Source organism: Acinetobacter variabilis (genome assembly GCF_000369625.1).
Classification (GTDB): Bacteria; Pseudomonadota; Gammaproteobacteria; order Pseudomonadales; family Moraxellaceae; genus Acinetobacter; species Acinetobacter variabilis.
Window position 1 is genome coordinate 371,561 of record NZ_KB850112.1, and the last position, 26,641, is coordinate 398,201.

22 protein-coding genes and 2 tRNA genes are annotated in these 26,641 nt (G+C 43.9%); 8 read left to right on the forward strand and 16 right to left on the reverse strand.

What is annotated here, in order from left to right:
- Positions 1–6: 6 nt before the first annotated feature.
- The 10 genes from F897_RS04310 to F897_RS04355 all read right to left on the reverse strand — a co-directional run bounded on the left by F897_RS04310 (position 7) and on the right by F897_RS04355 (position 12,664).
- Positions 7–282: a monovalent cation/H+ antiporter subunit F gene (locus F897_RS04310; protein ID WP_004787192.1), complete on the reverse strand. Its 276-nt coding sequence runs from the start codon at positions 280–282 to the stop codon at positions 7–9.
- Positions 279–797, reverse strand: coding sequence for a Na+/H+ antiporter subunit E (locus F897_RS04315; protein ID WP_005233543.1), 519 nt, complete (start codon positions 795–797; stop codon positions 279–281). The genes F897_RS04310 and F897_RS04315 overlap by 4 nt, the downstream gene beginning before the upstream one ends.
- Positions 797–2,605, reverse strand: a complete 1,809-nt coding sequence (locus tag F897_RS04320) for a monovalent cation/H+ antiporter subunit D (RefSeq protein WP_005233545.1) — start codon at positions 2,603–2,605, stop codon at positions 797–799. Before F897_RS04320 ends, F897_RS04315 begins: the two co-directional genes overlap by 1 nt.
- Complete coding sequence (locus F897_RS04325; RefSeq protein WP_005233547.1) at positions 2,605–2,970, reverse strand: Na+/H+ antiporter subunit C; 366 nt, start codon at positions 2,968–2,970, stop codon at positions 2,605–2,607. Before F897_RS04325 ends, F897_RS04320 begins: the two co-directional genes overlap by 1 nt.
- A 4-nt stretch (positions 2,971–2,974) precedes the next feature.
- Positions 2,975–5,812, reverse strand: a complete 2,838-nt coding sequence (locus tag F897_RS04330) for a monovalent cation/H+ antiporter subunit A (protein ID WP_005233549.1) — start codon at positions 5,810–5,812, stop codon at positions 2,975–2,977.
- 437 nt (positions 5,813–6,249) lie between these two features.
- The gene (locus F897_RS04335; protein ID WP_005233551.1) at positions 6,250–7,644 is read right to left on the reverse strand and encodes an AAA family ATPase; all 1,395 of its coding nucleotides are present in this window, start codon (positions 7,642–7,644) and stop codon (positions 6,250–6,252) included.
- A gap of 39 nt (positions 7,645–7,683) precedes the next feature.
- Positions 7,684–9,186, reverse strand: a complete 1,503-nt coding sequence (locus F897_RS04340) for an AAA family ATPase (RefSeq protein ID WP_034580623.1) — start codon at positions 9,184–9,186, stop codon at positions 7,684–7,686.
- Between the two features lie 19 nt (positions 9,187–9,205).
- A complete protein-coding gene (gene hisIE / locus F897_RS04345) occupies positions 9,206–9,988 on the reverse strand; it encodes a bifunctional phosphoribosyl-AMP cyclohydrolase/phosphoribosyl-ATP diphosphatase HisIE (RefSeq protein ID WP_005233554.1) in 783 nt (260 codons plus the stop codon).
- A gap of 215 nt (positions 9,989–10,203) precedes the next feature.
- Entirely contained in the window at positions 10,204–11,091 is an 888-nt protein-coding gene (locus tag F897_RS04350) for an SDR family NAD(P)-dependent oxidoreductase (protein WP_005233556.1), read from the reverse strand.
- A gap of 295 nt (positions 11,092–11,386) precedes the next feature.
- Complete coding sequence (locus F897_RS04355) at positions 11,387–12,664, reverse strand: O-acetylhomoserine aminocarboxypropyltransferase/cysteine synthase family protein (protein WP_005233558.1); 1,278 nt, start codon at positions 12,662–12,664, stop codon at positions 11,387–11,389.
- 318 nt (positions 12,665–12,982) lie between these two features.
- Between F897_RS04355 and ettA the strand changes: the two genes are divergently transcribed.
- Positions 12,983–14,644 carry an energy-dependent translational throttle protein EttA gene (gene ettA, locus F897_RS04360; RefSeq protein WP_005233568.1) on the forward strand — a complete coding sequence of 554 codons (1,662 nt, stop codon included), beginning with the start codon at positions 12,983–12,985 and terminating at the stop codon, positions 14,642–14,644.
- A gap of 43 nt (positions 14,645–14,687) precedes the next feature.
- On the opposite strand, the gene F897_RS04365 is transcribed toward ettA, so the two are convergent.
- From F897_RS04365 to F897_RS04390, 6 genes are all read right to left on the reverse strand, one after another.
- Positions 14,688–15,023, reverse strand: coding sequence for an SEL1-like repeat protein (locus F897_RS04365; protein WP_224213974.1), 336 nt, complete (start codon positions 15,021–15,023; stop codon positions 14,688–14,690).
- Positions 15,024–15,417: 394 nt separating this feature from the next.
- A complete protein-coding gene (locus tag F897_RS04370) occupies positions 15,418–15,759 on the reverse strand; it encodes a hypothetical protein (protein WP_004787163.1) in 342 nt (113 codons plus the stop codon).
- Between the two features lie 143 nt (positions 15,760–15,902).
- Positions 15,903–15,978: transfer RNA gene (locus tag F897_RS04375), tRNA-Glu, on the reverse strand.
- Positions 15,979–16,014: 36 nt separating this feature from the next.
- A tRNA-Ala gene (locus F897_RS04380) sits at positions 16,015–16,090 on the reverse strand.
- A gap of 57 nt (positions 16,091–16,147) precedes the next feature.
- A complete protein-coding gene (gene gltX, locus F897_RS04385) occupies positions 16,148–17,656 on the reverse strand; it encodes a glutamate--tRNA ligase (RefSeq protein ID WP_005233571.1) in 1,509 nt (502 codons plus the stop codon).
- A gap of 139 nt (positions 17,657–17,795) precedes the next feature.
- Complete coding sequence (locus F897_RS04390) at positions 17,796–18,101, reverse strand: hypothetical protein (RefSeq protein WP_005233572.1); 306 nt, start codon at positions 18,099–18,101, stop codon at positions 17,796–17,798.
- A gap of 395 nt (positions 18,102–18,496) precedes the next feature.
- Between F897_RS04390 and F897_RS04395 the strand changes: the two genes are divergently transcribed.
- The 7 genes from F897_RS04395 to F897_RS04425 all read left to right on the forward strand — a co-directional run bounded on the left by F897_RS04395 (position 18,497) and on the right by F897_RS04425 (position 26,634).
- Entirely contained in the window at positions 18,497–19,441 is a 945-nt protein-coding gene (locus tag F897_RS04395; RefSeq protein WP_005233573.1) for a sulfate ABC transporter substrate-binding protein, read from the forward strand.
- A 280-nt stretch (positions 19,442–19,721) separates the two neighbouring features.
- Positions 19,722–20,684, forward strand: a complete 963-nt coding sequence (locus F897_RS04400; protein WP_005233574.1) for an IS30-like element IS18 family transposase — start codon at positions 19,722–19,724, stop codon at positions 20,682–20,684.
- A gap of 137 nt (positions 20,685–20,821) precedes the next feature.
- The gene (locus F897_RS04405; protein WP_005233575.1) at positions 20,822–21,841 is read left to right on the forward strand and encodes a sulfate ABC transporter substrate-binding protein; all 1,020 of its coding nucleotides are present in this window, start codon (positions 20,822–20,824) and stop codon (positions 21,839–21,841) included.
- A gap of 191 nt (positions 21,842–22,032) precedes the next feature.
- Entirely contained in the window at positions 22,033–22,944 is a 912-nt protein-coding gene (rsmH, locus tag F897_RS04410) for a 16S rRNA (cytosine(1402)-N(4))-methyltransferase RsmH (protein ID WP_005233576.1), read from the forward strand.
- Between the two features lie 10 nt (positions 22,945–22,954).
- Positions 22,955–23,287: a cell division protein FtsL gene (ftsL, locus tag F897_RS04415; RefSeq protein WP_004787146.1), complete on the forward strand. Its 333-nt coding sequence runs from the start codon at positions 22,955–22,957 to the stop codon at positions 23,285–23,287.
- A 15-nt stretch (positions 23,288–23,302) separates the two neighbouring features.
- On the forward strand, positions 23,303–25,126 hold the full coding sequence (gene ftsI, locus F897_RS04420) for a penicillin-binding protein PBP3 (RefSeq protein ID WP_005233578.1): 1,824 nt from the start codon (positions 23,303–23,305) through the stop codon (positions 25,124–25,126).
- An 11-nt stretch (positions 25,127–25,137) separates the two neighbouring features.
- Positions 25,138–26,634 carry a UDP-N-acetylmuramoyl-L-alanyl-D-glutamate--2,6-diaminopimelate ligase gene (locus tag F897_RS04425; RefSeq protein WP_005233580.1) on the forward strand — a complete coding sequence of 499 codons (1,497 nt, stop codon included), beginning with the start codon at positions 25,138–25,140 and terminating at the stop codon, positions 26,632–26,634.
- The last annotated feature ends 7 nt before the right edge of the window (positions 26,635–26,641 follow it).

The following is a 26,641-nucleotide window of genomic DNA, read 5'->3' on the forward strand; positions in this document are numbered from 1 at the left end:
AAACTCCTAGTCGATGACATGGCCAGTGGTGAAATAGCGGGCAAGGGCAGCGGTAGAGACAAAACCCAGCATGGCCACCAGTAAGGCACCTTCAAACATGAAAGTGCTGCTCCAGTAGATTCCCAGAATCACCACCAGACAGGTTGCATTTAAAAATAGGGTGTCCAGTGCCAGCAAACGGTCGACGATTGATGGACCCATGACCAGCCGGATCAGACACAGCAACATGGAAATCGTGACAGCACCCAGACAAATCAGCAATGCATAAGGCAGAATGGTCATGCTTCAGCTCCTGATTGTGCGCTAAAAATTTTAATCAATGGTTGTTCATAGCGCTGTTTGATGGTTTCGATTTCGGCCTCTTCATCATCCGTACTTAAGGCATGCACCAGAATATCGCCACGGTCCTGATCAATCCCCGCAGAAACTGTACCTGGTGTGGTGGTAATAATCATTGCCAGCAATGTATTCACTTCTTCATGTTCGGTATCCAGAGGAACACGAAACCATTTTGGATGCAGATTTTTGGTCGGTCCCAGTACTAAAATTGCGACTTTAATGTTAGCGACAATGATGTCCCAAACAACGACCCAAAACAGACGCATTGCCGGGATCCACCGGATATTCGGTGTGTAATCAATGAAAGGGGCGACTATTCGGGGAATCAAAATGGCCAGAAATATTGCCATGAGTAGTGTCCCGGCTTCCATATTATGAGCCAGCATGACCCAGCTCATCGCTACAATGACCGAAACGAAAGGATGTGGGAACCAGCGTTGAAGTAATGATTCAGCCATTAAAGTCCCTCCGCCGGTTTAAGTTGATTGTCGTCGTATTTGTTCTGTTCAATATACTGTTTATCAATCTGACGCTGTTTAAATTCAGAAATATGTTCGCCATTTAAGGTATTTTCTGAAATGACATAAGGAATCAGATGGGCATTTGGATCAGGCGTTTCACCACCGTATTTGGTTTCCGGTAAATAACCCGGATCAAATGGCTGTACACTGATGAACTTACCTTCAGCATCACGTTTTAGCAATGCGGCTTCATAAATCGAATTGGTTTTAATCTGTGCTGCGGTCTGATAATTATATTGATAGATCGGTGCAGCAAAAACAACGTAGGCTGTCAGACTGAGCAATAGTAGATAAATAACCCGGTCATTACGTGCCGGTGCCTTACTTGGTAAGGCTTCATACTTGCTAAATTCTTCAGAATTTTCATCCTGTTCAGGTTTGCTTGAACGCCAGAATAAAATAAAACCGACCCGGGTAAAAGCCAGAATACTCAGTAAGCTGACCAGTAGAACAGTGAAGATAATCAGCATTTGATGCTCAGACTGTCCTGAAGCTTGCAGAATAAACACTTTACCGAAGAAGCCACTGAAAGGTGGCAAACCGGCCATCATTAATGCAATGATGAAATATACAATGGAAACCAAAGTATTCTGTTTCATCTGTGGGGCAATTTTAAAATGGTCTTTAAACTCGCCACGCTGTGAGGTAATCCAGCCGGACAGAATATAAAAGGCTGCGCCAATCAGGGTACTGTGCACCATATAGTACAAAGCACCTGCCCAAGCTTGGGTGCTGTTCATGGCAATCGCAATCAGAATAGTGCCGACTGAAGACAGGATCATAAAGCCGACGAAACGACGTAGACGTTCAGTTCCAATTGCACCGAATGCCCCATACAGTGAAGTAATCACCCCGATTACCAGCAGACAGTTCATCAGGATCTGATGGCTATATTCATCATCAAATACGGTGCCATTGACCCGGATAATCGCGTAGATCCCAACTTTGGTCATGATGGTAAACAGGGCAGCAACCGGAGTAGTTGCAACAGCATACGTTTTAGGAAGCCACAGGCCTACCGGTAACATGGCTGCCTTGATCCCGAACACCACAAATAGCATCAGCCCGCCTGCAACGGCCAGCTTATGTTCATCGCCTGCCAAAGTTGGCATCAGACGGGCAACATCAGCCATATTCAGGCTGCCAACACTGCCATAAATCATGCCGAGCCCAATCAGGAACATGGCAGAAGCAAGCAGGTTAATAGCCACATAATGCACACCGAGCTGGAAGCGTGCCTTGCCTTGCCCATGCAAAAGTAGGACATAGGATGCCATTAATAGGATCTCGAAGAACACGAACAGGTTAAACAAGTCACCGGTCAGGAAGGCACCACTAAGCCCCATTAATAAAAAATGGACCATGGCGTGGAAATAGCGTCCGCGAATATCCCATTCTTTGCTGGCATACCAAACGATTGGCAAAGCGAGTGTATAGGTCAGTACCAGCATCAAGGCAGAGAGTTGGTCCAGGACCAGTACAATACCAAAAGGGGCGGCCCATTCACTTAAAGTGTAGACACTAATTTGCCCTTGGCTGCTATTGATCAGATAGCCAACCGCCATAATCAAACCCAATAGGGTCGAAATATGACTCACGCCACGACGCCATGGCTGACGCCAGTCGGTAATCAGAGAACCAGAACCCGGGTTACCTAACAGTACTAAAATAAAGGCAGTAAAAGCCGGTAAAAGAATACTGAAAATAGGAGTGTGCTGATTCAAGAAGTTAAGAAGATCAGTCATTACGGCTCATCCTCACGTGGGTCATGTTGCGGTATTTCTTCTTTGGAATCAACGTGATCTGTTCCTGATTCATAACGGCTACGTAAGGCCAGCTGTACAATAAAGGCGGTGGTGGCAAAACCGATTACAATTGCGGTTAAAACCAAGGCCTGAGGTAAAGGGTCGGTGACCTGCGTGGCTTCGGTGAGCACTGCAGGCGAATTCATCTGAATACGGCCCATGGCAAATAAAAACAGGTTCACTGCATAACCAATCATGGCCAGTCCAAGAACGACCGGAAAGGTACGTGCCCGCAGAATCAAATAGATCCCGGTGGCAGTGAGTAGACCAATTGCTGAGGCTAATAAAAATTCTAAACTAATCATTCTATTATCCTCTTGGTACTGGACCAGTCATACTTGAGTGACGGGAGTCACCCAGAACAGAAATCATCAGCATGGTCGCTCCGACTACGGTGACATAGACACCGACATCGAACAGGGCAGCAGAAGCGAGATGCATATCGCCAAGTAATGGTGGATGGACATGAATATGGGCACTAGTCAAGAAAGGACGTGACCAGAACCATGCTGCGATGCCAGTTAGGCCTGCAATAGTCAGGCCGACACCAATCCAGATTTCATAGAGACGTCCAGATTTAGCTCCCAGCATTTTTTCTGCATGATCCTGACCAATAGCAACGTATTGAATGATCAAGGCCAATGAGGTGACCAGACCGGCAATAAAACCGCCACCCGGAAGATTATGGCCGCGCATAAAAATATACAGACTAACTACCAGTGCTACCGGTAAAATCCACGATGCTGTAATACGCAGCATCAAAGGGGAGGGGTTAAAACGGTAAGTCAGGCCTTGGGTAATGGTGGTACCATGAGCACGCATACCATCCATCAGACTCAGCACCCCAATTGCAGCAATCCCGAGTACAGTAATCTCGCCGAAGGTATCGAAACCACGGAAATCGACCAGAATTACGTTAACGACGTTTGTACCGCCACCAAGCGGAATCGATTGTTGGATGAAGAACCAGGAAATTGAATTATGGTCACGCGTCATAACCAGCCAGGCAACTGTTGCAATTCCTAGACCTCCGCAGATTGCAATCACTGCATCTCGCCAGCGTCGGGTCGGGCTGGATTCATAAGGCGTCAGTTGTGGCAGTAAAGACAGGCTCATCAGTAGCAGAACCGTCGTTACTACATCGACTGTAATCTGGGTTAAAGCCAAGTCGGGTGCCGAGAAACCAATGAAAACCATGGTGACGACCAGACCGACCGCACCACTGATCAGGATGGCCTTAATCCGTTCATGATGGAACCAAAGCATCATCCAGCAGGCAGAGAACAGCAATAACCATAGAACGATGGCCAGAACCGGTGCATGGGTCAGTTCCCGGCTACCGGTATCAATCCCATTGACTACAAGAGGGTAGCCCACCAGACCAATGGTAAACAGTACAATCCATAAAATATAACTTTGCAGTTTGCCATTTTCAGTCGCACGGCGGAAACGTCTTGAGTTCAGTAACAGATTTTTCAGGAACAGATCAAATAGTACACGACCTTGAAGTTTGCCGAGTTTTGGATCCAGATCAATTTCCCGGATTGCGCCACCTTTGGCCAGTGCAAAATAGAAAATCGCACCGCCGAATATCGCAATAATACTCATCACCAAAGGTAGATTAATACCGTGCCAAAGGGCGAGATGAGTGCCTTCAAAGGCAAAATTCTGGGTTGACGCTTGTGTGGTGCTATTTACAATCTTTTCGACCAGTAATCCTGGTAACAGGCCGACTGCGATACACAGGAAAGCCAGTAAAATAGCCGGTGCACGCATACCAAATGGTGGCTCATGCACATCTTTATTTGGGACTTGCTGGCCTAATGGACCATCAAAAAACACGCCATGTACCAGACGAATCGAATAGGTGACAGCGAAAATCCCGGCCAGTGTTCCTGCAATAGCTGCACCGATCATGACTGGGCCACTTAAGTTTGCGACCAGTTCGGTAAAGAACATCTCTTTGGACAAGAAACCATTAGTTAATGGAATACCAGCCATGGAGGCGGCAGTAATCATGGTCAGCGTTGCGGTAAAAGGCAGCATTTGCCAAAGACCGGACAATTTTCGCAGATCCCGGGTACCGGATTCATGGTCAATGATCCCGGCAATCATGAACAAAGCAGCTTTAAAGGTTGCATGGTTAATGATATGGAAAATTGCTGCTGCGACGGCGAGTGGTGAGCCAATACCCAGCAGACACATGATCAGGCCTAAATGGCTAATAGTTGAATAGGCCAACAGACCTTTCAGATCTTCTTTAAAGATGGCAAAGAATGCTGCCACACATAGGGTAAATAACCCGATAAAAGTAACAATATTATGGAACAGTGCCGCGCCTGCAAAAATTGGCAATAAACGCGCAACTAAAAACAAGCCCGCTTTGACCATAGTGGCAGAGTGCAGATAGGCAGACACCGGCGTCGGTGCTGCCATGGCATTTGGTAACCAGAAGTGAAATGGGAACTGCGCACTTTTGGTAAAAGCACCGAGTAAGATTAATAATAATGTCGGTACAAATAGAGCATGCGCCTGAATCTGTTCGCCCATCATCAGGATCTGGTCAATCTGATAGGTACCCGTAATCTGTCCAAGCAGAATAAAACCACCCAGCATAGATAAGCCGCCCATCCCGGTAATGGTCAGAGCCATACGAGAGCCGCGTTGAGCCGCTTCGTAATTGCTCCAGTAACCAACCAGCAGGAAGGAAGAAATACTGGTGAGTTCCCAAAAGATCAGGAGAATCAGAAGATTATTAGACAATGAAATGCCGAGCATCGCTGCCATAAACAGCATCAGCAGGAAATACAGTTTACTTAGAGAGTTTTTAGGGCTGAGATAGTAATAGGCATAGATATAAATCAGGGTGCCAATTCCACTAATCAGCAGAGCAAACAGCATGCCCAAAGCATCCAGCCGGAAACTGAAATCGATTCCAAGCTGGGGTAGCCAGGACCAAGTCTGGGTAATTACCGTTCCATTAAATACAGCAGGCGCCTGACTCAACAGTAATAAGAAACTGCTGAGACTGACGGCAATTGCTCCTAAAGCCGTTACCCCGCGTGAAAATTGCTTCAGCCACGAGACAAGGGTTGTGCCTAATACTAACGGTAACAATATAATAATTGGCAGCACACTCGTATCCATTGTCGTGATATAGGTTAAGGTCAACCTAGGGTGAATCTTTATCTTTCAAGGATTACAGGACCGCAAAGAGCGACCCAAAACTTCTCGATCTTGAAAGCCAGAATGATATTCAAACAGAATAAAACAGTTGTATTGCGCAACTTATAAACGATAGCAAATTCCGATTTTACAACGAAAATTGCAAGTAAAACCGATCATATTACAGGATAACCACAACATCAATGTTTTTATGTAGAACTTGTAGATTATACGTAAGCTTGATTTTGATATGGGGTGCATGCTTGAACATCTCGTACAAATTTGACCGAAAATAAAGATCAAACTCCCTGCATTTATTGATAAAAATTTATAACTTCTTGATCAGGAATGCAGAAAATCCAAACCTATTCTTGCATCCTGATTTTATTTTTTAAATTGCATTATCGTTTCAGGACTATTTAAGAAGATTGAGGCAAGCTTTGTGAATTATCCTGACTCAAGAGCTGTAAAAGCTCCTGTTGCTGTTCTGCGCTTAGCTGTTCCTGAATCAGTTGCAGAACAGACTGAGCCGTCAGGTTGGCTGTTTCTGGTTCTTGAAGTGCATCTTCAACTTTTTCTATATCAGTATGATTTTGGCTAATTTCAAGCAGCAACTCTGCATAGAAATGATCATACTGAACCTGCATTGGATTCAGATGGATGTGATGCAGCTGTTTATTTTCCAGTTTTAGACACTGAAAATCCTGAGCCTGTTCCAGCAATTCCGGCCGGTTTCCAGTCACAATAATCTGCAAGCTAGGAAACGCCTGATGCAGACGCGGTAAAATGACGGCAGCCATGTCCTGATCCAGTTGATGGTCAATTTCATCAATCAGCAAAATACCAGTACCCTCCTGACAAGGAAATAAGCTGTGTGGATTAAGCAGACAAAGGCGTCGTACAATATCTCCCACTAGTGCAATCCAGTTCCGGATACTGCTCGACAGCTGCTGAAAGCTAAAAGTGTGATCTTGATAACGCACCATTAATTGCAGCTTGGGCTGGTAATCGAGATAAATCTGGCGAAGTTCCGGCAGCACAATGGATAAAGCTTCACGCAAGGCAGTCAGGCTTGGCGTATGCATATGCGCTTTGGCTTTTTCAATTTGCTGGGCCAGCTGATCTGCTTGAATATTGTCCGATTGCTGTAACGCCTGATCTAGAATCTGGTCAATGATCTTGGCACTTTGTGCATTTTCAATATCACTGACTTCACGAAACCATTCAAAGAAACGTGCAAAAGTCGTAAAAGGAATGGCGGTAATTTCATAGGCATGCGCAGTCTGAAAAATGGCCTGATTATTTTTGCTGAGTAAATTAATTTCATTGACGAAGCGCTCAGCCGGATAGTAGGCGACCATAGGCAGACCGAGCAAAGGGTCATGTTGCCTTGCCTTTTGATAGAGACTCACCATGGCCTCGAGTTGCTGGGTTTCCGCTTTGGTAAAGCCAATGCCCTGACTATTTAAAGTTTTGTATAACTGCCAAGAACAGGATTGGGCAGGGGCTGCCTCTCCCTGTGCCGATTCAGGCAATGACCTCAAATCGTCAGGAAAACGCACCTGGATATCAATTTTGGATTGCAGGCGGTTTTGCAGGATATCCTGATCCAGCATGCTTAAACCTGCGGTACGTAAGTCACGAAAACGTGCAGAAAACCAGGTCAAAGCCTGATAACTCAAGCGCAGCAAGGTGGTTTTACCCGAACCCTGATCACCTAGAATTAAAGTCACAGGTGTTTTTTGCAGATCAAAATCAAGTTGGATATTAGAAAAGTGCAGAGCATGTTTAAGTTGTATTTTTTCGATGTGCATGGATCACCTGTAGCGTGATTTTTACATCTATGTTTTACCTTAGCCGACGGCTTGGCGCAGTGACTGTGGCATCCTGATTTTCAGTTGTTGAATGAGGTCATAAATGTGATGAATATTTAAGCTTACTTTAGCACGAGTACAGGCCACGTACAGCAGACGTAACTCTTCGTCACTAATTTTATGGTCTTTCTCGTTCAGCTTGAACTGGTAGTCATCCTCAATGTGTACCCGATCCCATTCCAAACCTTTGGCCTTATGCGCGGTAGAGATAATGTAGTCTGCTTGCCCGATTGGGGTGATTTTGGCGAGAGCAGTTTTCAGGGGATCAGTACCATGTTCATCGACCAGTTTGACTAAAGGTTTGATATCACTACCTTCATTGGTCTCGCAGTACTCGTGCACATCATGCCAGGAATTAAACCAGGCCAGCTCAGGTACATCAACCACACGCTTGCCTTGTTTCAGCATCGCAGCGGCATCAACAAAACGGTTTAATTTGACATGATCCGCTTGCAGGCTGACTTTATCGCCACGTACTAAACCGGCAAGTAATAGTTCCATAGCACGCGCATTGGTCCGACATAGAATCGCATCGCGTAGTTTGGTATGTGGTTTATTGACCACTTTGGAATTTAAGTGCGGATTACCGAGTAGGGGCACAGTTTCATTCAATGCTCCTAAAATGGCATTGGCATTCAGCGCAATTTCAGGCCCGAAACGGAATGAAGTGGTTAGACGAGATTCAGGTAGTGGCAGCTGCTGCATGGCATTCACTGCACCACGCCAGGCATAAATCTGCTGATGTGCATCACCGACGTAGATGACCTGAGTACTACGCTGTTTTAGTAAAATTCCCAGCATCAGTGGGTCGGCATCCTGTGCTTCATCAAACAGCACATAGTCGGTAGGAATATTAGGCTCAGACAATGCCCAAAGTTTCAAGTAAATATCATGACCAATCCCGGCCTGATGATTTGGATCTATCGACTCTAGCCAACGGCGTTCTACAGCGGGATAAAGTTTCTTTTGCAGCGCTTCAATATCATCTGGATGTAGCCAGCTCGGTGCCTGAATATGCCGCGGGGCAGGATATTGCGAACTGGTCGAGCAGAAATAGCCAACTGCATTCGCGACCAGACTGGCCAGACGCGAAGGCATCAGTACATATTTTTCATAACGTCCGCCCATCATCCGGCGCAAGGTCATAGGCTCAAGGCGATATTCTTTGGCAATGAAGCTCGGACTTAAACGTGGTAGACGTAACTTATCCGTGACTCCACGTGGAACACTGCGAAAAGCCAGAGAGTGAAACGTACGGCAGTCCACACCCCGATGAAACTTGTTTTGTGCTTCTGAGGCAATCGATTTATTAAATGCCAGATACATACCGCGCCGTTCCGGCATGGCATCACTGATCATTTGCAGGGTCGTGGTTTTACCTGTGCCCGCATAGGCAATGACTTTAAAAGATTTTCCCAGACGTGCGTTATCAATGGCAGTTGCCTGCTCATAGGTCGCTTTAGGCTTTTGCAGATCAGACACAGGTAGATTCATTCACGACTTAATGTTGACGATTGGCTTTTTCAACCAGACCAGATAGACCCTGACGGCGTGCCAGTTCATTCAGGACCAGTTGCGGATCCAAGTCGAAGTAACCGAGCATCACAATGGTATGGAACCACAGATCAGCCACTTCATAGATCAGGTCATTCTTGTTGTCTTCAGAGGCTTCAGTTTTAAAATCTTTAGCCGCGATCACAGTTTCAAAGCTTTCTTCACCGACTTTTTCCAGAATCTTGTTGAGGCCTTTATGGTACAGCTTGGCCACATAAGAGGATTCCGGATCAGCTTTCTTACGCTCTGCCATCATCTCGCCCAAGTATGACAATACTTCAACCTGTTCAGACTGAGCGGTTGAGGCATTCATGGCAAGCGTATGTGGATTTGTTGATTTTTCACCGTAAATTGCAGCAGGATCTTTGATTTGTGCATCCACAATTTCCCAGCCATTTGGTGTCAGTTTACGATAGAAACATGACTCACGGCCGGTATGGCAGGCAATACCACCTTGCTGTTCAATCTGTAAAATAATCACGTCCGCATCACAGTCCAGACGGATTTCATGCACAGTCTGGAAATGACCAGATTCTTCTCCCTTATGCCATAACTTATTGCGTGAACGGGAGAAATATACCGCCTGATTTTTTTCAGCAGTTAAAGTCAGCGCTTCACGATTCATCCAGGCGACCATCAATACACGACCAGTTTGATGGTGCTGGGCAATGGCAGGGATCAGACCTTGTTCGTTAAATTTTACTTCATCGAGCCATTGCACGTTGTTCATAAGGGTTTCCATTAATTGAATCAGAATATAAAAAGATGGATAGGAAATATCCGTCCATAGTGTACGTGATCTCGTCGCATTTGCGGCAAAAATCTGTGCCTGAAAAGACAGGATGTGTCGTTGGGCGTATTCAGATTATAAACCTGAGCGATTGAATCTCTAAAGTGCAGAAATAAAATAGCCGCCCTTAGGCGGCCAGAATATTCTTGACGAAATTACCAGTGCTCACCCGGGAAGATTCGCGCATAGGCCTTTTGTACCCAGTTCAGTTTTTGTGGCTGACCCACTGATGCTGAAGAGCTTGGGAACAGGTTATAACCGATCGACATCAGGACATTGTTGATGTCTGGTGCAATCGCATAGGTAATCGAAGCCAGACGTCCCAAATTGGTTGCGACTTTCTTCGGACGTTTCACAATCGCATAAGCAACCAGTTCAGCTGCCTGTTCCGGAGACAGGGTAGGCACATATTTATAGATCTTGGTCGGTGCGATCATTGGTGTACGAACCAAAGGCATATAAATTGAAGTGATTGCAACTTTATGTGAATGGACTTCTGCAGACAGACAGCGGCTGAAAGCATCCAGTGCGGCTTTAGATGCGACATAAGCCGAAAAGCGGGTGGCATTCGCCAATACACCAATCGAGCTGATATTGATGATATGACCTGCACGGCGAATCATCATTTGCGGCAGGATATTCATCACCAGACGTACTGCACCAAAATAATTCAGCTGCATGGTACGTTCAAAATCATGAAAACGATCCACTGATTCATGCACCGCACGGCGAATCGAGCGGCCCGCATTGTTAATCAGGATGTCGATATGATCGACTGAAGCAATAATCTGTTTGGACACTTCATCAATGGATTCCATGTTGTTGAGATCACATGGAAATACTGAAGCTTTACCGCCCTTGGATTCAATTTCTTTTTTTACTTGTTCTAGGGTGTCTTTGGTACGCGCGACCAGTAAAACATGTGCGCCAGCATCTGCCAGGTGATGTGCTGTCGTTAAACCTATACCACTGGATGCGCCTGTAATAAGAACAGTTTTACCTGCAATACGTTTTTCCAATTGTTTCTGTAGTCTAGTTTTCACGTTTGTTATCCCTAATTTGAAGACTGCGTTCAAATTATTTTTATTAAAAAATCAAAGATGGCTCTAACAGAGATAAGAGCGAAGATGAGTACTAATATGATAACTAATTATTTAAAAAAATCTATACATTAAACTATTGAAAATAAAATAAAAATTAGAGTAATTGCTCTATTTGTGTTCGCCGTTTCAATTGATTTTTATCATGAAAATAAATAACAAAGCAAGTGATTGTATTCAAAAAATAAATAAAAAAACTCCAGCATTTTTGCTGGAGTTTTCTGCTTTAAAATGGCGCTTAAACTGCTGTGAGAGATTGTTCCAGATCCGCAATCAGGTCATCAATATGTTCAATCCCGATTGATAAACGAACCATATCTTCACTCACACCTGCTGATTTAAGCTCTTCAGGATTGAGCTGGCGGTGGGTGGTGGTTGCAGGATGACAGGCGAGACTCTTGGCATCCCCAATATTGACCAGACGGGTGAACAGTTGCAGGGCATCAATAAAACGGGCACCGCCTTCACGACCACCTTCTACACCAAAAGTCAGAATGGCAGACGGTTTACCTTTCACATATTTTTGTGCCAAAGCATGCTGCGGGTGATCTTTCAGACCGGCATAATTGACCCATTTTACTTTCGGATGTTGTTGTAAATATTCTGCAACCTTCAGCGCATTTTCAGTATGACGCTCCATACGCAGGCTCAAAGTTTCCAAGCCTTGCAGAATTAAAAATACATTTTGTGGGCTGATCGCTGCCCCGGTATTACGCAGAGGTACGACACGAGCACGCGCTATATACGCCGCTTCACCTAAAGCTTTGACATAATTCACACCATGATAACTCGGATCCGGTGTATTCAAAGCAGGGAAACGCTCGGCATGTTGCCCCCATGGGAACTTGCCACTATCCACGATAATGCCGCCAATCGAATTCCCGTGACCACCAATATATTTGGTCAGTGAATGCACCACGATGTCGGCACCGAAATCAAAAGATTTCTGTAGGACTGGGGTGGCAACTGTATTATCAACGATGACTGGTATGCCATATTCATGGGCAATCTTGGAAATCGCTTCCAGATCAATGATATTGCCCAGCGGGTTACCGATCGATTCCACAAAAACCAGTTTGGTTTTGTCATCAATTAGGCCACGTAATGCCTCTGGATTTTGATAATCAAAGAAGCGAACTTCTATCCCTTGTTTAGGCAGCGTATGCGCAAACAGGTTATAGGTGCCGCCATATAAAGTAGACACTGAAGCAATATTGTCACCCGCTTCAGCAATGGTCTGAATCGCATAGGTAATCGCAGCCATACCCGAAGCCAATGCCAGCGCACCAATTCCGCCTTCCATAGCTGCAATACGTTGTTCCAGCACTGCCGTGGTTGGGTTCATGATACGGGTATAAATATTGCCCTGAACTTTTAAATCAAACAGGTCTGCACCGTGCTGAGTATTGTCAAAAGCATATGAGGTAGTTTGATAAATGGGAACCGCAACAGCTTTAGTAGTAGGTTCCGGGCTATAGCCTGCGTGAATCGCTAAAGTTTCTGCTTTATAAGTCATGATCGTTGGTCTTCTTGTGTTTTTTGCTGTATTGAAACTGCTCAAATATTAGCACTTGAAATATGAAGAAAAGTGCATATTTATTCAAATGAATATCTTAATTTACGATATAGCATCACCAAAATAATGCAAGTTTAGGTGTCAGAAATACTGTTTGAAAAATAAACAGGATTAAACTTGTAACAAGGCATTAACTTCACGTGAATGGCTTATGTTTTGAAGACTTTCTGCGTATAATAGCCGATTATTTTTTCGCTCATGATTGAGCAGGGGAAGTTTGTTTCTTCCCCATTTGGTTTTTCAATTGAGGAGTCCTACGTGGCCCAATATATTTATACGATGAACCGAGTGTCCAAGATGGTTCCGCCAAAGCGCGAAATTCTCAAGGATATCTCCTTATCATTTTTCCCAGGCGCAAAAATTGGTGTGCTTGGTCTGAACGGTGCAGGTAAATCTACTTTGCTTCGTATTATGGCGGGCGTAGATAAAGATTTCTCTGGTGAAGCACGTGCGCAACCGGGTATCAAAATCGGTTACCTCGAGCAAGAACCACCACTTGATCCAACCAAAGACGTTCGTGGCAACGTTGAAGACGGCGTACGTGAAGCACTTGATGCATTAGAACGCCTTGATCAGGTATTTGCAGACTATGCAGATCCGGATGCAGACTTCGATGCTTTGGCGAAAGAACAGGAAAAACTGGAAGCAATTATCCAGACTTGGGATGCGCATAACCTGAATAACCAGTTGGAACAGGCTGCAGCAGCATTAAATCTGCCTGCATGGGATGCAGATGTAACCATGCTTTCAGGTGGTGAACGCCGTCGTGTTGCATTATGTCGTTTACTGCTGTCTAAACCAGACATGCTGCTTCTCGACGAACCGACCAACCACTTGGATGCAGAATCTGTATCTTGGCTGGAACGCTTCCTGAAAGACTTTCCGGGCACCATCGTGGCGATTACGCACGACCGTTACTTCCTGGATAACGTGGCCGAGTGGATTCTGGAGCTTGACCGCGGACATGGTATTCCTTACCAAGGTAACTATTCTTCTTGGCTGGAACAGAAAAATGCGCGTTTAGAACAAGAGAACAAGCAGGAAGAATCTTTTGCTAAAGCATTGAAAAAAGAACTTGAATGGGTTCGTTCAAATGCGAAAGGCCAGCAGAAGAAAAACAAAGCACGTATGGAACGTTTCGAAGAGCTTAACTCTCGTGAATTCCAGCAACGTAACGAAACTTCTGAAATCTACATTCCACCTGGTCCACGTCTGGGCAACAAGGTGGTTGAAGTTGAAGGGATTAGCAAATCGTTTGGTGACAAACTGCTGTATAAAGACTTGTCTTTCACAGTACCACCAACAGCGATTGTCGGTATCGTAGGTCCAAACGGTGCAGGTAAAACTACACTGTTCCGTATGATGACGGGCGAACAGCAACCCGATACCGGTACGGTAACTTTAGGTGATTCTGTAAAAGTTGCTTATGTGGGTCAGATCCGTGACACCCTAGACGATAATAAAACCGTTTGGGAAGAAGTGTCTGGCGGTCTGGACATCCTGAAAGTGGGTGATTATGAAATTGCATCTCGTGCTTATATTGGACGCTTTAACTTTAAAGGCCAAGATCAGCAAAAACGCGTAGGTGAATTGTCAGGTGGTGAGCGTAACCGTTTACAACTTGCGAAAATCCTGCAACAAGGTGCGAACGTAATCCTGCTCGATGAACCATCAAACGACCTGGACGTAGAAACTTTACGTGCGTTAGAAGATGCAATTCTGGTATTCCCAGGCTGTGTGATGGTGGTATCGCATGACCGCTGGTTCCTGGACCGTATTGCGACTCACATTTTGTCATTTGAAGATGAGACTCCAGAATTCTTCACCGGTAACTATACCGAGTTTGAAGAGTATCGCCGTAAGAAATATGGCGATGATCTGGCAGCGAAGCGTCAGAAATACCGAAAAATTGGTGCTTAATCAAAGCGCATAAAAAAAACCAGCCTTCGGGCTGGTTTTTTATTTAATATTGGAAACTCATTTGGCTATAAGTATTCGATAACAACCGCGCAGCTTTTAAATGACCTTGCTGTTTAGCCTTATTCAGCCATTCTTCAGCATGAAAATAATTCTGATCTAAACCTAGACTACCTTTAAGAAAGTGTTTACCCAGTCTATATTGCGCTTCGACGTGTCCACGTGTTGCTGCACTTAAGTAGTTCCAGAAAGCATTGCGTTGATAACTTTCTTGCTGCTCTAGTTGCGCAATTTGAAAATGTTCGACTTGGCGTTGCTTTAAAGCATGGCAAAGCTTTTCAAGTTGCACAGCTTCCAGATAACAGGTGTCTGCTTCAGACATAGAATTTTCCATATCTGAATTTGTTGGTTCATCGTGAGAAAACAGAAAATGTATGACTTTTTTGAGTTTAAGCATTTTTTGTTCCTCATGTTTGCCATTATTAATAATTAATTAAACTATCCACTAAAGACTACAATATTAAGCGGTTTTATTTCGGTAATGAATTGCATGCTTTTAGTCTCATGTTAATATTTTTGTGTATTTAATGAGCAAAAACAAGCAGTAGAAATAAAAAAACTTCATTTTAAAAGTGAAGCAAATTGGAAGAAATATGAATTTGTTGTTCTAGTCGACATTTTTATATTAGGGGTTAGAAGATTTAGTTTTACTAATAAAAAAATCTTGCATAAGCATGCAAGATTTTTCGGCTTTGAAAATGAGTAAACTATAGAAATCAGATCTCCCACTCATGATTGCATTCACGGCATTTCCATTTTTTTTGACTTTGCATGAAAGCCTGCATGGAAATTTTAAAATCAGGTAAATCTTTATAGAACATGAAGCCTGCGATCAGACAGATTATAAACACGATCACAGTAGCGGTCTGTAAAGTCGTACCTGCACCATCTCCAAAAATCCACATCGCGATGCTAATGATGACCAATAGCAATAATACAAACAGGGCAGGCACCAGCATGATCAGGCTTTTAGGCACGACAGGACGCGCCGCCGGTTGACCTGGCTGAGCCACGGGCATGATTTTTGGGCTTTGACATTTAGGGCAACGATATTGCATTACAACTCCAAAATTCTAAATTACTGATTATTTTATCGGAAGATACGCAAAAACCGAAATACCGCCAATATAAAACAGACAGACAATAAAAAACCCAAGTCACAATGCTTGGGTTTTTTATTAAGATGTTGCCATCTTGAATATGGCGTCCCTACGGGGATTCGAACCCCGGTTACCGCCGTGAAAGGGCGATGTCCTAGGCCTCTAGACGATAGGGACAAATGAGGCAAATACACAGGTAAAGCAAGACTTATTTGGTGGAGTCAAGGAGGATCGAACTCCTGACCTCTACAATGCCATTGTAGCGCTCTACCAACTGAGCTATGACCCCAGTCTGTGTGAGCGCTATATTATGGATATAACGCTCAGCCGTCAACTAAAAAATAAATTAAGCTTGATCAACTGCTTCATTTTTCGGCAGTTTCAGACTCTCATTCAGTTTCTCCCAAGCTTTTACTTCCTTTTTGCTAGGGCCACCGACAACTTCCAGCGCGTGGCGCAGACGAGCAAAAGTCAGATCCGGACCAATGGTAACCATGGTCTGCATAACTGGGGTAGAAGCGGTTGAACCGGCAATCGCAATAAAGAACGCTGGCATAAAGTCACGTAATTTAATACCCATCTGATTCGCCAAATCCATCAGCGTTTGGCTGACAGTGTCATTGTTCCAGGTGAACAGGCTTTCCAGACGCCAGATCGCAAATTGCAGGCTTTGACGAACTTGTTCTTCAGAAAGTTTTTTGCTTTCGAACTGTTCTTTAGTCAAAGTCGGGAAATGGTTGAAATAATGCGCTGACCAATTCACTGCTTCAGACAGCAGATTGATCCGTGGTTGAATTGCAGCAGCGATTTCTTCCAGTTTGGCACGGTCTGCTTTCCAGGTCAGTAGGGTATCTAACAGTTCAGCAGGAGAGAGGGCTTTAATCCACTGACCATTTAACCAGTTCAGTTTCTCAACATCAAAGATTGGACCACCCAGAGAGACACGGTTAATATCAAAGTGTTCAATCATTTCAGCCAAAGTGAATTTTTCACGCTCATCTGGCATTGACCAGCCCATACGGCCCAGATAGTTCAGCAACGCTTCTGGCAATACACCGATGTCTTTATAGTAATTGATTGAAGTCGGGTTTTTGCGTTTCGACAGTTTTGATTTATCCGGATTACGCAGTAGCGGCATGTGGCACAGGACTGGCATATCCCAACCAAAGTATTTGTACAGCAACTGATGTTTCGGTGCAGATGGAATCCATTCTTCACCACGAATCACATGCGTAATTTGCATTAGGTGATCATCAACCACGTTTGCCAGATGGTAAGTTGGCAGACCATCAGTTTTTAGCAGAATTTGCATGTCGACTTGCGCCCAGGGAATTTCTACTTCACCACGGAGCATGTCATTAAAGGTACATACCCCTTCAGTCGGCACTTTCATACGGATCACGTGCGGTTCACCAGCTGCCAGACGACGTGCCACTTCTTCTTTAGACAGTTTTAGACCGCGACCATCGTAGCGTGGAGTTTCGCCACGCGCCTGCTGTTCAGCACGCATTTCATCCAGTTCTTGCGCTGTTGCGAAACAGTAGAAGGCATGACCTTTATCTACCAGTTCTTCTGCGTATTTTTTATAGATGCTCATCCGTTCTGACTGACGATATGGTGCATGTGGACCACCGACATCTGGGCCTTCTGACCAGTTCAGGCCTAACCAGCGTAGTGAGTCCAGAATCATTTTTTCAGATTCAGGAGTAGAACGCAGCTGATCCGTATCTTCAATACGAAGAATAAATTCACCACCGTGCTGTTTGGCAAAACACAGGTTGAACAGGGCAATATAGGCAGTTCCCACATGCGGGAAACCGGTAGGAGAAGGTGCAATACGAGTACGAACAGTCATAGCTGGATCTAATCTTAAATATAAAATTGCAGCTATTATAACGAAAAAGCCACATCACTTAATGCTTTATTCAACATTGAATGATGTGGCTTTTCAGGATGAGCAAAATATAACGAAGGTGGAGAACTAAAACTAAGTCTTATGAATTGCTCGGAGAAAAAATACTTTGCACAAAACGGGTAAAGCGCAGGTTTTGAGCTGCAAAAAAGCTTTGAGTCGGATTTGATTTGAACGCAGTCAGCGCTTTAAGTTCATCCTCAGTATGAAAAGCATTTTTATCAGCTTTATGTTGCTGAATTGCTTTTTCAATTGGTGAGGTTTTCACTTCAATTGCATTTACAGAGGCTTTAGGTAGCTCTGTTTTTACAACTACAGCATGGCCAAGTTGAATCGAGAACAGCATGATAAGACTTAGGATGCTGGCTGTGAATATTTTAAATTTCATATCCAAACTTCCTCCTTAGCTCTGGTTAATCTTGTTTTGTTAAAAATGTTGTTATAATACTGGCTACAATCTAATCACATTCAGATATAAAAAAGTAGAACCAGGTCACATTTTTTACAAAAAACTAATATTTCTCTGTGGAAAATTACTAAATTTCAGAATTTCCACATTTAAGTTGCCTATTTGTAACAGATAACTGTGTAGAGATCGTGAAGAACTGTCTTATATTGTAGCAGGATATTAAATTTTTAGGTGAAAATGTATCCGAAATGAATTGTGAGCATATATATCAAAAATAGAATATGATTGGATAAAATATTATAAGCACATGATTGTTAAGTGCTTTTTTATTTATATAGTGCTGGATAAAGATAAATTAGCAATGAGCTCCAATCATGAAAAAGATAATAACTTCTACTATTTTAGTATTACTTGGCGGAAGTGCCATTCCTGGCTATGCTGCTAAAGACTTTCTCAACGTTTCCCATGATCCGACCCGCGAATTCTATCAGGAATATAATGAAGAATTTGGCAAGTTCTGGAAACAGAGAACCGGGCAAGCAGTCAATTTTAAACAGTCGCATGGCGGTTCAGGCAAACAAGCACGCTCTGTGGTCGGTGGTTTGCAGGCCGATGTAGTCACATTGGCACTGGCCAATGACATCGAAGAAATCGTTAATGCAGGCTTAATCAAAAAGGGCTGGCAGAAAGAGTTCCCAAGTAATTCGGCTCCTTATACCACTACGATTGTATTTCTGGTTCGTAAAGGCAATCCAAAACAGATTAAAGACTGGAATGATCTAACCAAACCAGGCGTTGAAATTATTACGCCAAACCCAAAAACCGGTGGTGCACCGCGCTGGATTTATCTGTCGGCTTGGGGTTATGCCCTAAAACAGCCAGGTGGTAATGATGCCAAAGCCAAAGAACTGGTGAAAAAACTCTATGCCAATGTCAAAGTATTGGATTCAGGTGCGCGTGGTTCCTTAACGATCTTTGCTGAACGCGGGATCGGCGATGTATTACTCTCTTGGGAAAATGAAGCGTTATTGGCGACGCAAGGTCTGGGTAAAGATAAATATGAAATTATTTATCCTTCAATTTCCATTCTGGCTGAACCTTCAGTGGCGATTGTCGACAAGACCGTGGATAAAAATGGTAACCGTAATTTGGCCAAAGGTTATTTAAACTATTTATATTCACCAAAAGGGCAGGAGCTGGCAGCAAAATACTACTTCCGTCCACGTGATGCCAAAGCAGCAGCGAAATATGCAGCTCAATTCCCAAAAATCCAGACTTTTACTATTGATAAAGTCTTTGGCGGCTGGGCAAAAGCGTAGAAAACCCATTTTGTGAATGGAGCAATTTACGATCAGATCTCTGCGGAAAACCGTAAATGATTTTAATTACCGAACCTTAATTTAGAAAGTGGATAATTAATTATCCGTTTTTTTTATATCTAAAGCATAAAATGCTATAAAAATAGAATAAGTCTTTAATCTAGATATTTTTATTACGCAGATTCAAATCCCAAGTGCAACACATTTGTAGTTAGTTGAAAAAGTTAGGTGTATTCATAGAATCATTAGACTTTTTCAACTCGCAATTGGAAAGCACACAATGAAGAAATACACCCAACTTTCTCAAGATGAAAGATACGAAATTTATGCTACTTTGAAAAGTAAAAGTTCAATCGCTACCCTTGCTCGGGAATTAGGACGTTCACGATCAACCATCTACCGTGAATTAAAAAGAAATACTGGGCAACGTGGATATAGAGCTCAACAGGCAGCTAAATTTGCAAGTCAAAGACGGTACCGTCCTTCATCATCAATGACAGCATTTGCCTTCGCTTATATTGATTATTTGATTGGTTTGGACTGGTCACCCGAACAAATTTCAGGTGCTTTAACACAACGCGGTTGGCTGGATGTACCTTCACATGAGTGGATTTACCAGTACATTTATCAAGATAAATCAAAAGGCGGTAAACTTCATCTACATTTAAGGCATCAGAAGAAATATCGAAAACGCGGTTACAAAAACACGGATCGTAGGGGTCAAATCATTGATAAAACAAGTATTCACTGCCGAGACCAGGTCATTGATCAACGACAACGTTTAGGAGATTTCGAAGGTGACACGGTGATTGGTAAACATCATAAAGGTGCTTTATTGACTCTCGTTGATCGAAAGAGCCTGTATGTACATATTGTTCATTTAGGGCCAACAAGAGCATCCTCTCAAACGATTACTTGTGCATTAGATCGTTTACAAATGAGCCATGCTTATAGTGTGACATTTGATAATGGCAAAGAATTTTCCGAACACAAAAGAATTACTGATGCTGGCATAGAGACGTATTTTGCTGATCCTTACAAGTCTATTCAGCGAGCTAGAAATGAAAATACGAATGGTTTAATCCGTCAATATCTGCCAAAATCATCATCGTTGGATGGCGTGTCAAACGAACAAATAGAGCAGATAGAATTTGCACTCAACCATCGTCCTAGAAAAACACTAGGTTGGTATACACCGAGTGAAGTTATGGCTGGTTTTTATACTGTTGCACTTGCCGCTTGAATCCGCCTTATATAAAACATGAAATTAAAACAAAAAATAACTAAATATTACCCTGTATGCACTTTGTTTGCTCAATTGCGAAAAATAACTTTATTTCATATAGTTATATCTAATGAAGATAATCTCCCGATGCTCTTATGAAAACTCAATTAAAATCACTGGTTAGTGTTGCCTTATTGGCAACAGGTCTGACATTTACTGCAACTGCGAGCCAAGCCGCGGATCGTGAATTCCTGAACGTTTCTTATGATGCAACCCGTGAATTCTATGACGAATTTAACAAATCTTTTGGTGCCTACTGGAAAAAACGAACCGGTATTGATGTGAACTTTAAACAGTCACACGGCGGTTCAGGTAAACAGGCCCGTTCTGTGGTCGACGGTTTAAAAGGTGATGTGGTTACCTTGGCATTGGCAAACGATATTGAAGAGATCGTAAGATCTGGCCAGATTCAGCCAGGCTGGCAAAAAGAGTTCCCGCATAATTCTGCACCTTATACTTCAACGATTGTCTTCATGGTGCGTAAGGGTAACCCTAAAGGAATTAAAGACTGGAAAGATCTGACTAAACCGGGCGTAGAAATTATTACACCAAACCCGAAAACGGGTGGTTTGCCACGTTGGGTTTACCTGTCAGCTTGGGGTTATGCAGAGAAACAGCCGGGTGGTAGCAAAGCCAAAGCCCAAGAATTTGTCGGCAAGCTTTATAAAAACGTCAAAGTGATGGACTCTGCTGCACGTGCATCGATGACTACATTTGCTGAACGTAATATTGGTGATGTGCTGTTAACTTGGGAAAATGAAGCTCTGGTAACGCAAAAAACTCTGGGTAAAAATAAGTTTGATATCGTTTATCCATCTTTGACCATTTTGACTGAACCCTCTGTAGCCATCGTAGATCGTACAGTGGATAAAAATGGCAACAAATGGTTAGCTAAAGGTTATATCAACTATCTTTATTCTCCACTTGGTCAGGACATGGCAGCACGACATTTCTATCGTCCACGTAATGAGAAAGTCTTAGCCAAATATTCATCACAGTTCCCGAAAATTAAAACCTTTACCATTGATGAAGCGTTCGGTGGCTGGGCCAATGCACAGAAAACTCACTTTGTGAATGGCGCGATCTTCGACCAGATCTATAATTCGAAGCGTTAATCCATTGATTAAAAAATAAATTTAAAATATAAAAAAAGCTTCCTCGATGGAGGCTTTTTTATCGACTGTCGAAAAATAAAAACGGTTTTCTCTATAGAAATTAATATTTATCTACAAAAAGTCGTTTGGAGCTTTAGCTAAACAGAGTGATAATGTGCAGTTAAATTTTTCGCCCTATTGATTGAGTTTTTATGTCACATATTTCTGTATTACTTCACGAAACGATTGATGCCTTATTGGCTGGTCGCAATACGGGAATTTATGTGGATGGAACCTTTGGCCGCGGTGGGCATACACGTTTATTGCTTTCCAAATTGGATGAAAATGCACGCGTCTACGCCTTCGATAAAGACCCGCAAGCATTGGCTGTTGCTGCAGAACTGGAACAGGAAGATTCACGGTTTAAAATTATTCATGCCAGCTTCGCTGATTTAAAACAGGCACTGGCTGAGCAGGGTATTGCAAGTGTAGATGGTGTGATGGCTGACTTAGGGGTGTCTTCACCGCAGCTGGATCAGGCAGAACGTGGTTTCAGCTTTATGAAAGATGGCCCGCTGGATATGCGCATGGACAACTCGCAAGGTCCGACTGCAGCCGAATGGCTGGTAGATATTGAAGAAGAAGCACTGGCTAATGTGATTTTTCAGTATGGTGAAGAGCGTTATAGTCGCCGTATAGCCAAAGCGATCAAGGCTGCTGGATATATTGATACCACAGCCAAACTGGCGGAAATTGTGAAAGTTGCCCATCCAAAATGGGAAAAAAATAAACATGCTGCCACCCGAACTTTCCAGGCAATTCGTATTGCTATTAATAAAGAATTAGAAGATATTGAAACTTTCCTCCCTCAAGCGGTTGAAATTTTAAAACCAGAGGGACGTTTGGCTGTCATCAGCTTCCACTCACTGGAAGACCGGTTGATTAAGCAGTTTATTCAAAAAGAATCAACGCTTGAAGAAGATTCAGGCTGGGGAATGCCGCAACAACAAAAGGATACGCGACGTTTAAAGAAAATCGCCCGGGTCAAGGCAAGTGATGAGGAAGTTAAAGCCAATCCTCGTTCACGTAGCGCATGGCTGCGCGTGGCAGAACGTTTAGCTTAATAGGCACATCATGAAAACTGAAGTGGTTGATAAAAAAACAGAAAAGTTATGGCTGAAAAAAGTCATTGTTTACCTCATATTAATGTTGATGGTCTTCATCAGTGCGGTATTTGTCGTCTTCCAGGTCTTTGAATACCGTCAGGATAACCGCAAACTGAGTACCTATCTGCGTGAACGGGATGACCTGAATGCAGAGTGGGGACGTTTGCTGATTGAACAGCAGACCTTTGGTGCGACCGCGCAGATTGGTACCCGTGCAGTGACTCAGTTAAGGATGTATTCACCTCCGATTTCACAGAGTGTCGTAATTTCCTTACCACAACCTTCAGATGAGAAAAAATAAGGCTAGCGCTCGAACATGGTAGACAAGAGAAAGAAGCAACCGGTACGTAAAAAGCAGTCCGTCACCGAGAAAAATGCCTTAAATGTTTATATCAACCGTTTTTACATCATGTGGGCCGTGGTGCTGCTGTGTTTTGTAACACTGATCGGCCGAGCTTTTTATGTGCAGATTATTAATAAGGATTTTCTGCAAAATAAAGCCAATGCCAATATTCTGCGAACCAATACCATCAAGGCTATGCGTGGAGTAATTTATGATCGTAATGGTATTCCGCTGGCGATCAGTACGCCGATTATGAAAATCGTGATTGACCCACGTGACTATTTTGATAATAAAAAACTTTATGATGAGACCATGCTGGCGCTACAGAAAGAGCCGAATAGCCGTAAACTGAAACGTCAACTCCCAGATAAAAACCTGAATCTGGATGAGCTGGCTGATGCAGTGGGTATGGATCGTGCTGAATTGCGCAAAAAAATGGAAGAGCGTCCACGTTCACGTTATCTGATCCTGAAAAAAGAAGTGCCGCCACAACAGGCAGAACTGATCATGAAGCGTAATTTCCAAGGCGTCTATACCGAGAAAAACTATAAGCGCTATTATCCGCAGCCGCAGCCAAACTCCCAGATTATTGGTCTGACCAATAGTGAAGGAACTGGGATCGAAGGTCTGGAGATGCAGCTGAATACCCGTCTTGCCGGTCAGGATGGTGAACAGCAGATTATCCGTGACAAAAAAGGCAACCGCGTTAAAGAGCCGGAAGTGATTAAAGAAGTCGAGCCGGGTGAAAATATTACCCTGAGTATCGACTCACGTTTACAGTACATCATGTACCGTGAACTCACTGCAGCGGGTGTCGCCAATAATGCCCGCTCCGCAACGGCGATTGCAGTCGATGTCAAAACTGGTGAAATTCTGGCAATGTCTTCTTGGCCTTCTTATAACCCGAATGACAAGAATGGCTTATTAAATAAAGACGCAATGCGTAACCGTGGCGCTGTCGATTCCTTCGAGCCGGGTTCAACCATGAAGCCGCTAACAGTGGCGATGGCTCTAGAAAGCGGGAAATATACGGCCAATTCGGTGATCAATACGAGTCCAGGTAGTATGCGGGTCGGAAACCACACTATTCGTGATACGCATAACTACGGTCAGTTGACACTGGGTGGCATTATCCAGAAATCATCAAACGTCGGTGTAGCTAAATTAGCTTTGTCACTGCCTTATGAAACTTTACCGACTTTCTATAAGCGTCTTGGTTTTGGTCAGCGTTCCGCAGTGAAATTTCCGGGTGAAAGTTCCGGTCTGATTCTGCCGCCAAGTAAATGGAATGTATCTGAAGTAGCAACCATGGCCTATGGTTATGGTCTGAATGCGACTGTGCTGCAACTGGCTGATGCCTATGCCATGCTGGCGAACAAAGGTGTGAAAGTGCCTTTAAGTCTGTATAAATTGGAAGAACAGCCACAAGGCGAGCAGATGATTGATCCTCAAATCGCAGAACAGGTTCTGCTGATGATGGAAACAGCAACTTTGCCTGGTGGTACAGCAACCCGTGCAACCGTACCTGGTTATCGTGTTGCAGGTAAAACGGGTACTGCGCATAAATTGCGTGCCGACCGTAAAGGTTATTCGACCAATGAATACCGTGCTTTATTTGCCGGCGTGGCACCAGTCAGTGACCCACGGATCGCTATGGTGGTGGTGGTAGAAAACCCACAAGGCACCTACTATGGTGGTACGGTATCTGCACCCGTCTTTGCCCGTGTGATGCAGGAGTCTTTACGCCTGCTGAATGTCCCGTTGGACAAACCTTTAGAATCTCCCAAAGTCCAGTAAATAGGTGATCAATGTCAATTACATTTCAAGATCTCTACACCGTTCAGGAACCTGCTGAGTGGATGCGACAATCCTTTCAGGGTCTCGAACTGGACAGTCGCAAAGTTAAACTGGGGCAAATTTTTATTGCCCTGACCAGCTTGTCTCAACCTGAAAAAACCGCAGAATATGCCAAGAAAGCCCTGTCATTGGGTGCACTGGCCGTGATTTCAGAACAAGATCTGGATATTGCTCCAGCTTTGGTAGTACCCAATGTCCGTCACCTGATGGGCGAGTGGCAGAAGCGCTATCTGCAAGCGACTCAGCCAGTCAATGCTGCCCGTATTCTGGCTGTAACCGGCACCAATGGTAAAACCACGATTTCCCGTCTGGTTGCTGAGTTACTGATGCTGCAAGGCAAAGCCTGTGCAGTTATGGGGACTACAGGGAATGGTATTTTGCCGAATCTGGAAGCCTCTTCTCATACCACACTCGATGCCCTGCAATTGCAAAATGCCTTGCATGCCTATGCACAGGCAGGTGCGGAATTTGCCTCAATTGAAGCGAGTTCGCATGGTCTGGAGCAGAGCCGTCTGAATGGTTGTGCGATTGAAATTGCGGCTTATAGCAATTTAAGTCGAGATCATCTCGACTATCACGGTACGCTGGAAGCTTATGCAGAAGCCAAATCGCGTTTATTCAGCTTTGAATCTCTGAAAGTTGCAGTCATCAATATTGATGACGCACATGCAGAGGTGATGCTGAATGCTGCAAAAACCAATCCAAACCAACCGAAAATTTTGACTTATTCTTTGTCGCAAGCAGCCGATTATCGGGTTCAGGATATCCAGTACAGTATTTCCGGTGCTGACTTTAAACTGATCACTGCACAAGATACATTTACTGTGCATAGTCCTTTGTTAGGTCATTTCAATATCGAAAATTTGGTTGTGAGCCTAGTTGTGGTAGAGCAGGCGGGATTTTCATTAGCCGATTTAATCGCAACTGTGCCTGAGCTGAAAGGTGCACCAGGCCGTATGCAGGTCATTCGTGATGATGAGCGTTTATTTGTCGTGGATTATGCGCATACTCCAGATGCCCTGAATCAGGTCTTGCTTACGCTGAAGCGCCATGTCAGCCAAAAACTCTGGGTTGCTTTTGGCTGTGGCGGTGATCGTGACCGTGGCAAACGTCCGTTGATGACACAGGCTGCACTTGAGGGCGCTGATATTGCAGTGCTGACTTCGGACAACCCACGTACTGAAGATCAAAACCAGATTTTCGCTGACATGAAGCAGGGTATCGATTTTTCAAACAAAAGCTATCATGAAATTCATGACCGTCGTGAAGCAATCCGCTTTGTAGTCGACCAGGCGCAGCCAGGTGACATTGTAGTGATTGCCGGTAAGGGACACGAAAATTATCAGGAGATTGATGGGGTGCGACATTGGTTTGATGATGTGGTCGAGGTACAGGCCGCAATTGATGCCCAGCATCACAACCGTGATTTAGCATTTCCAGCGCATTAGGATTTCA

Bases quoted from the DNA above. Each gene is read 5' to 3' on its own strand.
- F897_RS04310 (WP_004787192.1), bottom strand. From the start codon at position 282: ATGACCATTCTGCCTTATGCATTGCTGATTTGTCTGGGTGCTGTCACG.
- F897_RS04315 (WP_005233543.1), bottom strand. From the start codon at position 797: ATGGCTGAATCATTACTTCAACGCTGGTTCCCACATCCTTTCGTTTCG.
- F897_RS04320 (WP_005233545.1), bottom strand. From the start codon at position 2,605: ATGACTGATCTTCTTAACTTCTTGAATCAGCACACTCCTATTTTCAGT.
- F897_RS04325 (WP_005233547.1), bottom strand. From the start codon at position 2,970: ATGATTAGTTTAGAATTTTTATTAGCCTCAGCAATTGGTCTACTCACT.
- F897_RS04330 (WP_005233549.1), bottom strand. From the start codon at position 5,812: ATGGATACGAGTGTGCTGCCAATTATTATATTGTTACCGTTAGTATTA.
- F897_RS04335 (WP_005233551.1), bottom strand. From the start codon at position 7,644: ATGCACATCGAAAAAATACAACTTAAACATGCTCTGCACTTTTCTAAT.
- hisIE (WP_005233554.1), bottom strand. From the start codon at position 9,988: ATGAACAACGTGCAATGGCTCGATGAAGTAAAATTTAACGAACAAGGT.
- F897_RS04355 (WP_005233558.1), bottom strand. From the start codon at position 12,664: ATGACTTATAAAGCAGAAACTTTAGCGATTCACGCAGGCTATAGCCCG.
- F897_RS04365 (WP_224213974.1), bottom strand. From the start codon at position 15,023: ATGTCTGAAGCAGACACCTGTTATCTGGAAGCTGTGCAACTTGAAAAG.
- F897_RS04370 (WP_004787163.1), bottom strand. From the start codon at position 15,759: ATGCAATATCGTTGCCCTAAATGTCAAAGCCCAAAAATCATGCCCGTG.
- gltX (WP_005233571.1), bottom strand. From the start codon at position 17,656: ATGACTGTTCGTACTCGTATTGCACCTTCTCCTACCGGTTTCCCGCAT.
- F897_RS04390 (WP_005233572.1), bottom strand. From the start codon at position 18,101: ATGAAATTTAAAATATTCACAGCCAGCATCCTAAGTCTTATCATGCTG.
- F897_RS04395 (WP_005233573.1), top strand. From the start codon at position 18,497: ATGAAAAAGATAATAACTTCTACTATTTTAGTATTACTTGGCGGAAGT.
- F897_RS04400 (WP_005233574.1), top strand. From the start codon at position 19,722: ATGAAGAAATACACCCAACTTTCTCAAGATGAAAGATACGAAATTTAT.
- F897_RS04405 (WP_005233575.1), top strand. From the start codon at position 20,822: ATGAAAACTCAATTAAAATCACTGGTTAGTGTTGCCTTATTGGCAACA.
- rsmH (WP_005233576.1), top strand. From the start codon at position 22,033: ATGTCACATATTTCTGTATTACTTCACGAAACGATTGATGCCTTATTG.
- ftsL (WP_004787146.1), top strand. From the start codon at position 22,955: ATGAAAACTGAAGTGGTTGATAAAAAAACAGAAAAGTTATGGCTGAAA.
- ftsI (WP_005233578.1), top strand. From the start codon at position 23,303: ATGGTAGACAAGAGAAAGAAGCAACCGGTACGTAAAAAGCAGTCCGTC.
- F897_RS04425 (WP_005233580.1), top strand. From the start codon at position 25,138: ATGTCAATTACATTTCAAGATCTCTACACCGTTCAGGAACCTGCTGAG.